The organism is Pseudovibrio sp. POLY-S9 (genome assembly GCF_001431305.1).
Lineage (GTDB): Bacteria > Pseudomonadota > Alphaproteobacteria > Rhizobiales > Stappiaceae > Pseudovibrio.
The window spans coordinates 149,296-155,267 of record NZ_LCWX01000071.1 but is presented as its reverse complement, the minus strand read 5'-3'; the positions used below and the strand labels follow the sequence as shown (position 1 = coordinate 155,267).

Sequence of the window (5,972 nt, the reverse complement as noted above, 5' to 3'; positions counted from 1 at the left end):
CTGAAATGCAGACATATACGCAGATTATCGTGGCAGACAGCGGCAGCGGGGCCCTCAGCCAAAGCCGGGATTTGTTGCCGGGTGGTTTGCGTTGGACGGTGACGGACTTTTCCGCCAAGAAGGAGATCCTACAGGCCAAGCTCGGTTGGGGTGGCATTCCCGAGCACATGATCATCGAGGAACTGGCGCGTGGCGAACTGGTTCAGCTGAACGTTGAAGGCTTCCAGCCACGCCAGTCCCGCCTGTTTCAGATCCGCAAGCGCGACAGAGACGTTGGCGTTGTCGCGCAAGCCATCTGGGATGACCTGATGGGAACCGAGGGCTGAGCAGGCACACTCCAGATCGCCTCATTACAGTCAGGCGAACTCCGGCTGTTTGTTAAACGTGAGTGTTTCGCCGTCTGCCGGGATCAGGAGTTTGTCGCTGACACCAGATTCTTCAGCCAGACCCCGTAGCTGCGTTCGCTTTACAGGGCAATGGTTTATGGCTTCCAGATGGTTTGCGATAACTTGTCCCGGTGCTAATCTGATGAACTCCATGATCTCATCCAGTGACATGAGAATGTCCTTGCCGATATCCAGACTTGCGTTGCCTGCTGCGACAACTGCGATGTCGGGCCTCAAGGTTTTGAGGCAGTGGCGGACATCTTTGGTGAGGACAGTGTCGCCGGAAATGTAGAGCGAGGGTGCATCAGGCAACTCGAGAAAGTAACCCACGCCGGGGCCCATGAATCTCGCAATCCAGCCGTAGCCGTGCACTGTTGGGATTGGGGTGATGTAACCGTCGAAGAAGGGTTGGCGTTGCTCATCCTTCAGCGGCACGGTGGGAATTCCCTTTTTCCCAATGAAATCCTCATCATCCAACCGGCAGTAAGTCGGGATCTTTTGGGAGAGCAGAAGTTTCTTTGCTGCTCCGTCCAAATGATCTGAATGGCCAAGCTGGCAATGCGTTACCAGTGCCGCAGTAAGACCCTCAAGGTTTTGCTGGGCACCATCAGGCAGCGGAACCATCGGATTTCTCCGGCTTTTATGTCGGATGAAGCTGTAGCTTGGCAGTGATCCAACCTTACCCAACATGGGATCAACCAGTATGAGGTGTTGCTTGTGCTCAATAATGAGGGTTGCATTGCGAAGAAAGTGAAGTTTCATCCTGACCTACTGCTCCAACCTGACCTTGGTCCGTTGATCCTAGTTTTTGGCAGGGAATTTGATATAGTCCGACTAGACACAAATCATACATAATCCGCCACATGAGATCTGAACATGACTTCAACCATTGCGATTTTGCTGCTGGAGAACTTTCTGGGGCTCGCAGCCTTTGGGTCCGCAGACATGTTCAAGACTGCAAACCAGATTGCAGAGGTGCGTGGCGACGAGGTCATGCCGTTTCAGGTCCAGACTTACTCTATAGATGGCGAGCCTGTTCGATCTTCAAACGGTATTTTGGTGACCCCTGATGGCTCTTTAGAGGATATTTTTGCACCTGATGTGGTGTTTCTTCCCGGCATTGGCACGACCTCAGCGCCGCAATGCACGATCAGCACAAACTGGTTCCGTGGTGTTGCTGAGCAACTTCAGCACTATTCTCAAAACGGCAGCATCATTGCTGCGAGTTGTACCAGCACGTTTCTACTTGCTGAAGCGGGACTGCTGGAGGGAAAGCAAGCCACAACAACCTGGTGGAAGCAGAAGGAATTTAGTGCGGCTTATGAAGGTGTGGAGCTGGCCGGTGATGAAATTCTCGTTGATGCAGGCAATGTCATTACCAGCGCCGCAGGCACTTCCTCTCTGGACCTTGCACTACATCTCATCAACCGGCTGGAAGGCCCTGCCCTTTCCAGATTATGTGCGCGATTTATGGTTCTTGAAGAAAACCGAGGCTTGCAGCAGCCCTTCATGATCCCGTGGCATGAAAAAACACGGGATGAGACGATTGAACGTGCGGACCAATGGGTGCAGAACAACTTGTCCTCACGCCCCCTCAAAGTACAGGAGCTTGCTGGCTTTTTGGGTATGAGCACACGCAGCCTGTTGCGGCACTTTAAGCGAGAACTGTCACTGTCTCCGCAGCAATTCATTTTGAACATCCGCTGTGAGCGTGCGAAGTCTCAGTTGGAGTATACGACGACACCAATAACCACGATCTCTGAGGCATTGGGCTATTCTGACGAGAACGCATTTAGGCGCTCGTTCCTTGCGCAGGTTGGCGTCTCACCAGCCCAGTACAGGCAGAAGTTTCGCAGGCAAGCACCTTAATCAGCAGGTGTTTTTTCTGGTACGATTGCAATCGCATCCACTTCAAACTCAATGATTTCCGTTGCGAGGACCGGCACTGGAATGAGTGTGCTTGCTGGTGGGCTGGCACCAAAGATTTCGCGGCGCTTTTTGTTGACATAGTCCAGTCTGGACTGGTCATGATCTTTAATCAGCACCGTGATTTTCACCGTGTCTTCCACGCTGCTCCCAGCAGCTTCGAGCGCTTTGATCAGGTTGTCGAACGTTCGGTCGACCTGTTCCTCAAAGGTGTTTGATCCATCCTTGGAAATGCCCACCTGACCAGCCACATATGCGATGCGAGCACCCGGAGCGACAACGACAATTTGCGCATACCCAGACTTGGTTGAATCTGACAGGGTGTCAGGATTGATGATGGTCTTTTGGTCAGTCTCTGCAGCCAATGCTGAGCCACTCAACAAGATTGCAGCGCACATCGCGAGGGCTTTGCCTGTGGTTTTCATGGGGCACTCATTTCCTGATTGTGTTGTTCTGTTGTTGGCAGCATCTTGGCGAGCGGCCATTTGCCCAGCTTGCGCCTAAGGTTACTTTTTGCCAGATTTGCCTTTGGGCGGTGCTTTTGCTTTTGGCTCTACCTTGAAGCAGGCTTTCATCTTTTCGACTTCACCCTTCAGCTTCGGAATATCTGAGCGGACAGACTTTACCTTGCCGTTCTTGAGAGCGGTCTCGACCTTCTTGATCAACTTGTTTGCGGAGGCTTTGTGTTTGTTGAATTCGGCGACTTTGTCCGGATTATTCAAAGTACCCAGCTTGCCAGACAGGTTTTTGATGTTCTTTTGGGCATCCTCGGCAGCAGCTTGATACTCTTTCTTTCGTTTGGCGATATCCTCACTGTTGCCAGGTCGCAAATCGAGCATCACGGTTTTGGCTTCTTCCAACTCTTCTTCAGCTTCGAGGAATTTGTCAGCTTCCAACGTCTTCAAAGATTGATCCAGCCCATCCTTGGCTTCTGAGTAGATGTCCTCAAACTCTTCTCGGGCGTTATCATCCTGAATTTTTTCTTTTTCCTTACCCAGCTCGTACAGTTCAGCCTTGGCAGCATCAATTTTCTCACGCAACTCGGCGTAGGCTTCTTCCGGGTCTTTTGCTGCGGAGTAATAAGCTGCTTCCAGCGCATCCCTCATGAACTCAAGCTGGTCCACGGCGTCACTGATTGCGCCTCCAGCATCGCCACTGCCCATACTGGCCTGTGCTTTGTCGATATTACTATCGACTGCAACATAGGCCTGATCAAAGTGTTGGAGGTGCACCGCAAGCTCTCGGTCAAGTTTCGCCTTGCCGGCAATCTCAGATCGCCTGGCATATGTATCCTTCAATGTTTTGCGTAGGTAATTGATGTGATCCGCGACAGGCGTTTTGCCATCAATGCGCAGGTTCTCTTTGGGTTCGCGCTCAAAATTTTTCGTCGGACCAGTCCACTTGAGGTTACAAGCGCTTAGTACATTTTCCACCCAGGCTTCGACCTCTGGTGACATGGTTTGTGCGTCTACATCCGGCATTCAGCAACTCCAGACCAATGCGGTGACAGCTTAATTTCTTTGCGACCCATTATGCTTAGCTAGAAAGCTCATGCCTCCATATATGAGAGTTTGAGTGAGAACAGTTTGAAGGAGATCTCTCAAGCTTTGAGCAAACTTGAAGCGTTCACCCCATAAAAACTTGATGCTGACTTGAACAGGTGCCCCACGAAGTGGCCTGAGGTTTTGTATGACTAAAACGCGAGTAGCCCCTGAAAGATAACTCTAACGTTTGTCCTTAAGCATCTTCAAATGCGTGGAAGCCGACGGCTGAAGCGATTGGCAAAAACCCAATGCACCCGTTCATCGGACTGGTTTGGTGCCAAAGACCACATCAACTCAGGGAAACAAACATGCGACTGAAACTACTCGCAGCAGCGGTCATCGCAGGATCACTCGGCTATACCAGCCAGATCGACTTTACCGAGCTTCCAACAGGCGTGGCTCTCCTCTTTTCTGTCGGCAAAGCTAACGCCCAAAACCCTCATCTCAATCAATCAAGACGCGTATCACGGCGAACATCTCGCAGAACATCCAGACGCACCAACTATCGTCAGTCCATATCTGGCTGCAGCCCATACAATTCTTACTACAATTGTGGCGGCGTCTATTACAGACCTGTCCTTCAAAACGGCGTGACTGTCTATATCGTTGTTAATCCGTAATTTTTCTATTCTGGAGACCCCAAAATGATTAAATCACTCGGAGCTGTCTTGTTCGGTCTTGGCTTGTTGGTTGCGGCCACCGGACACAATGCGATGGCGCAGGATACAGCAGGAAAGAATGCAGCCCAAGGCGTTTTTGAAGCCTGTGAACCAGAGATAAAATCTCATTGTAAGGAAGTGACACCCGGAGAAGGTCGCATTTTTGCATGCATGTATGCCTACGAGGATAAACTCAGTAAGCAATGCTCCACTGCGATTGATGATTTCGCCGATGCCCTGGACTTTTTCTTCGCGAACGCCAGACAGGCTCTGGCAATTTGTGCTCCAGATATTGAAGCTCAGTGTTCAGAAACAGAAGTTGGCGGTGGTCGTGTTCTAACCTGCCTGAGTGAAAAGCAGGACAAGGTTGGCGCTGAGTGCAAAGAAGTGATCGAAGTCTTCAGTGAGAAGTTTGGCCTGAAAGATGAGGACTCTTGATTGCCGTAGCGTAGATTGCTGGCTGATTAGAAAAACAATTAATCAGCCAGCTCATCCACGTGAAATCTAATGAATAAAACTAACCCAACCACCATAGGCGCAATATAATTACATTAATTGACGTAATTTTAGTTGATAATAATACACGATAAATCTACCTAATCTATCATTTATGCCAGATCTTTGATGAATAATGCTTTTTGCATGTATTCACCTAAGGATATTTCGTTTTTCTGCCCCCACGTCAACTGTTAGAAAATTCACGTACGCATGATCATTACATAATGTGTGGGAGGCCATCGGTAGACGTCATTTCTACCGGTCATGAATAACTATTGTTTGTTGCCTGACCTGTGTTTTGCTCTTCTCTGATGGTCCATGAGCTTTTGAACTGGATGCTGTGACACATGAAGAACGCCAGATTGCTTATTGCGGTTGTTGCTTTCTGTTTCTCCGCTTTCGGCGTGAGAGCCTCAATGCCGGTTAATCCTGACCGGCCCTACTCAGACCCCACTTGTTCCTATGCCATTGAACGGTTGAAGGAGGCTGTGGCTGGCAGCCCCTTGCAAAGTAGCAAGGAGCAACAGCGGACTGTTCAATATGCCATTGAGCAAGTGGAACGTGCGTGCCTGGAAGATGCTGGGCGGACGGACGACCTTCCGAAGCCCCAGCCAAAATGAACTCATTCATCTGAATGTCCATTTTAAGCTGGAGAAACATAATGACAAATCTCTATGAGACCAGAGATGCCGCAGACAACACGTCTACATCCTACCGTTTGAGGGACACGGGGCAGGATGCGCAGGGATCGGACAACAATATCTTCGAGACAGTTCAGGGCACTATAGCCAGTGACGGCGACCACGACTGGTATGAAGTTGAGCTGGTTGCCGGGCAGACCTATACCTTTGCTGCTATTGGCACTTTTGATGGCGAAAGCCGCTTGGTTGACCCTTATCTGCGCCTGCGGGATTCCGATGGGAACCTGCTGGTGGATGACGATGATGGCGGACCGGGCA

At 50.3% G+C, this 5,972-nt stretch carries 7 protein-coding genes and 1 pseudogene; 5 read left to right on the top strand and 3 right to left on the bottom strand.

The features are described 5' to 3' along the window. A partial coding sequence (locus PPL9_RS32300; protein WP_244273350.1) for a LysR substrate-binding domain-containing protein occupies nt 1-326 on the top strand: 326 nt, incomplete at its 5' end. Nucleotides 327-356: 30 nt separating this feature from the next. Here the strand turns inward: PPL9_RS32300 and PPL9_RS05395 are convergent. Next, a complete protein-coding gene (locus tag PPL9_RS05395; protein ID WP_082596567.1) occupies nt 357-1,148 on the bottom strand; it encodes an MBL fold metallo-hydrolase in 792 nt (263 codons plus the stop codon). A 114-nt stretch (nt 1,149-1,262) separates the two neighbouring features. On the opposite strand from PPL9_RS05395, the gene PPL9_RS05390 reads away from it, so the two are divergent. Next, nucleotides 1,263-2,255, top strand: a complete 993-nt coding sequence (locus PPL9_RS05390; protein WP_057461727.1) for a helix-turn-helix domain-containing protein — start codon at nt 1,263-1,265, stop codon at nt 2,253-2,255. Here the strand turns inward: PPL9_RS05390 and PPL9_RS05385 are convergent. Beyond that, nucleotides 2,252-2,737: a RidA family protein gene (locus tag PPL9_RS05385; protein ID WP_057461726.1), complete on the bottom strand. Its 486-nt coding sequence runs from the start codon at nt 2,735-2,737 to the stop codon at nt 2,252-2,254. The two genes, PPL9_RS05390 and PPL9_RS05385, sit on opposite strands and share 4 nt — an antisense overlap. Before the next feature lie 81 nt (nt 2,738-2,818). Further along, a complete protein-coding gene (locus PPL9_RS05380) occupies nt 2,819-3,793 on the bottom strand; it encodes a hypothetical protein (protein WP_057461725.1) in 975 nt (324 codons plus the stop codon). 371 nt (nt 3,794-4,164) lie between these two features. On the opposite strand from PPL9_RS05380, the gene PPL9_RS31120 reads away from it, so the two are divergent. From PPL9_RS31120 to PPL9_RS05365, 3 genes and pseudogenes are all read left to right on the top strand, one after another. Beyond that, the gene (locus PPL9_RS31120) at nt 4,165-4,476 is read left to right on the top strand and encodes a hypothetical protein (RefSeq protein ID WP_063300249.1); all 312 of its coding nucleotides are present in this window, start codon (nt 4,165-4,167) and stop codon (nt 4,474-4,476) included. A 24-nt stretch (nt 4,477-4,500) separates the two neighbouring features. Next, on the top strand, nt 4,501-4,953 hold the full coding sequence (locus PPL9_RS05375; RefSeq protein WP_057461724.1) for a cysteine rich repeat-containing protein: 453 nt from the start codon (nt 4,501-4,503) through the stop codon (nt 4,951-4,953). A 721-nt stretch (nt 4,954-5,674) separates the two neighbouring features. Beyond that, nucleotides 5,675-5,972, top strand: a pseudogene (locus PPL9_RS05365) (protease); the annotation flags it as partial.

Bases quoted from the DNA above. Each gene is read 5' to 3' on its own strand.
- PPL9_RS05395 (WP_082596567.1), bottom strand. From the start codon at position 1,148: ATGAAACTTCACTTTCTTCGCAATGCAACCCTCATTATTGAGCACAAG.
- PPL9_RS05390 (WP_057461727.1), top strand. From the start codon at position 1,263: ATGACTTCAACCATTGCGATTTTGCTGCTGGAGAACTTTCTGGGGCTC.
- PPL9_RS05385 (WP_057461726.1), bottom strand. From the start codon at position 2,737: ATGAAAACCACAGGCAAAGCCCTCGCGATGTGCGCTGCAATCTTGTTG.
- PPL9_RS05380 (WP_057461725.1), bottom strand. From the start codon at position 3,793: ATGCCGGATGTAGACGCACAAACCATGTCACCAGAGGTCGAAGCCTGG.
- PPL9_RS31120 (WP_063300249.1), top strand. From the start codon at position 4,165: ATGCGACTGAAACTACTCGCAGCAGCGGTCATCGCAGGATCACTCGGC.
- PPL9_RS05375 (WP_057461724.1), top strand. From the start codon at position 4,501: ATGATTAAATCACTCGGAGCTGTCTTGTTCGGTCTTGGCTTGTTGGTT.